General features: G+C 64.9%; 3 protein-coding genes. 2 read left to right on the forward strand and 1 reads right to left on the reverse strand.

Annotated elements, in window-relative coordinates; translation table 11 throughout:
- Both DYI24_RS25460 and DYI24_RS25465 read left to right on the forward strand, forming a co-directional pair.
- Nucleotides 1–707: alpha/beta fold hydrolase (locus DYI24_RS25460; protein ID WP_246701368.1), on the forward strand; the 707-nt coding region annotated here is incomplete at its 5' end.
- Nucleotides 708–920: 213 nt separating this feature from the next.
- Nucleotides 921–1,763, forward strand: coding sequence for an alpha/beta fold hydrolase (locus DYI24_RS25465; protein WP_011157660.1), 843 nt, complete (start codon nucleotides 921–923; stop codon nucleotides 1,761–1,763).
- Nucleotides 1,764–1,835: 72 nt separating this feature from the next.
- On the opposite strand, the gene DYI24_RS25470 is transcribed toward DYI24_RS25465, so the two are convergent.
- A partial coding sequence (locus tag DYI24_RS25470) for an alginate export family protein (RefSeq protein WP_164574289.1) occupies nucleotides 1,836–2,130 on the reverse strand: 295 nt, incomplete at its 5' end.

The following is a 2,130-nucleotide window of genomic DNA, read 5'->3' on the forward strand; positions in this document are numbered from 1 at the left end:
GTCACGCGATGCCAAATTCGTCCTCTCCCACAGTGGTGCTGGTGCATGGCGCCTGGGCCGACGGTTCGAGCTGGCGGCTCGTGATCCCTTATCTCCTCCGCCAGGGCATCCCAGTGGTCGCGGTGCAAAATCCGACCACATCCCTCGCCGCGGACGTCGACGCCACCAGGATCGTGCTCGACAGCATCCAGGGCGACGTCGTGCTCGTGGGCCATAGCTGGGGCGGCGCGGTGATTACCCAAGCTGGCAACGACCCGAAGGTGAAAGCCCTGGTATTCGTCGCGGCCCTGCCGCCGAAGGTCGGCGAATCCGTCGGCGATCTGGTTGGCTCGCATCCGTCACCGCCGGGCCTGAGCCAGATCGTCGATGACGGCCACGGCCATCTCAAGCTCAGCGAAGCAGGATGGGTCAACGACGTCGCGCAGGACCTTCCGGAAGACGAAGCGCGCGTACTTGCGGTGCTGCAGCCGCCGCTGCCGACCACCACCTTCGGCGACAAGATCAGCAAGGCTGCGTGGGAAACCCGGCCGAACTGGTACATCGTCTCGACCGACGACCGCATCGTCAGCGTCGAGCTCGAACGCGAACTCGCCGTCCGCCTGAAGGCCAAGACCACCGAGCTGAAGGCGAGCCATCTGTCCATTTTGTCGCAGCCGCAGGCCGTCGCTGACGTGATCCTCGACGCCGTCCGCACAGTGGCGGGCTAAATCCATGCGCTGCAAAGCCCCTCAACCTGGAGACCTCCGATGAGCACTCCTGATCACGACAATGTGCCGGGACCATCACGAGCGCTGCAGCCCAGCGCTCTCCACATCACCCGGCGTGACGCGATCGTGGGTGCCGCCTGCGTCGCTCTTCTTCCCAGCACCGCCATCGCACAGCCGGCCCACCCTCAGCGAGCTTCACAAGGAGACCACGGAATGAGCAGCGGATTCGTCAAGACCAAGGACGGTGTCGATATCTTCTACAAGGATTGGGGCCCGAAGCAGGCCCAGCCGATCGTGTTTCATCACGGCTGGCCGCTGTCGTCCGACGATTGGGATGCACAGATGCTGTTCTTCCTGGCCAACGGTTATCGCGTGGTCGCTCATGATCGCCGCGGCCATGGCCGGTCGTCTCAAGTCGACACCGGCCACGACATGGATCACTACGCGGCCGACGCATCCGCAGTCGCCGAGCATCTCGACCTGAAGAAGGCCGTGCATATCGGTCACTCGACCGGCGGCGGTGAAGTCGCGCGTTACGTCGCCAAGTTCGGTGAGCCGCAGGGCCGGGTCGCCAAGGCCGTGCTGGTCTCTGCCGTGCCGCCGCTGATGCTGAAGACCGAGAAGAACCCCGGCGGCCTGCCGATCGAGGTGTTCGACGGTTTCCGCAAGGCGCTCGCCGGCAATCGTGCGCAGTTCTTCCTCGATGTCCCGGCCGGGCCTTTCTACGGCTTCAACCGACCTGATGCGAAGACGATGCCTGGCGTCGTCAACAACTGGTGGCGTCAGGGCATGATGGGTAGCGCCAAGGCCCACTATGACGGCATCAAGGCGTTCTCCGAGACCGACCAGACCGACGATCTGAAGGCCATCACCGTGCCGACGCTGGTTCTGCACGGCGAGGACGACCAAATCGTGCCGATCGAGGACTCCGCCAAGCTGTCGGTCAAGCTGCTGAAGAACGGCAAGCTGAAGACCTATCCGGGCTATCCGCACGGCATGCTCACCACCCATGCCGACGTGCTGAACGCCGACCTGCTGGCGTTCGTGAAGGAATAAGGCCCCACGCCAACCAAGCAGCGGCCCGGCCCGACCCATCGTCGCGCCGGGCCGTGGCGTTTTACCTGGCTCCTACCAACCGTATTGCAACTGCGCGCCGAGATAATCGCTGCTGCGGCCACCGGCAGTGCGGATGGTGTCGCCGACCTCGAAATGCACTGCTTCGATCGCGCCGGTGAGATGCGCATCGAAGGCGTAGTCGAGGCGGAGCTGGCCGTAGGCGCCGGTCCACGCGCTGCCGACCCCTGCAGTGCCGGCCACCGGCACACTCGGCTGAACGTAGATCGCGTCCGCCGTGGTCGCGCGCCATTGCAGACCAACCGCCGCCATCAGCTTCAGACGGCTCGCCGGCGAAACGGTGATCGAC

This window comes from Rhodopseudomonas sp. BR0C11 (genome assembly GCF_010820945.1).
Lineage (GTDB): Bacteria > Pseudomonadota > Alphaproteobacteria > Rhizobiales > Xanthobacteraceae > Rhodopseudomonas > Rhodopseudomonas palustris_H.

Coding starts and splice junctions, on each gene's coding strand:
- DYI24_RS25465 (WP_011157660.1), top strand. CDS start 921: ATGAGCAGCGGATTCGTCAAGACCAAGGACGGTGTCGATATCTTCTAC.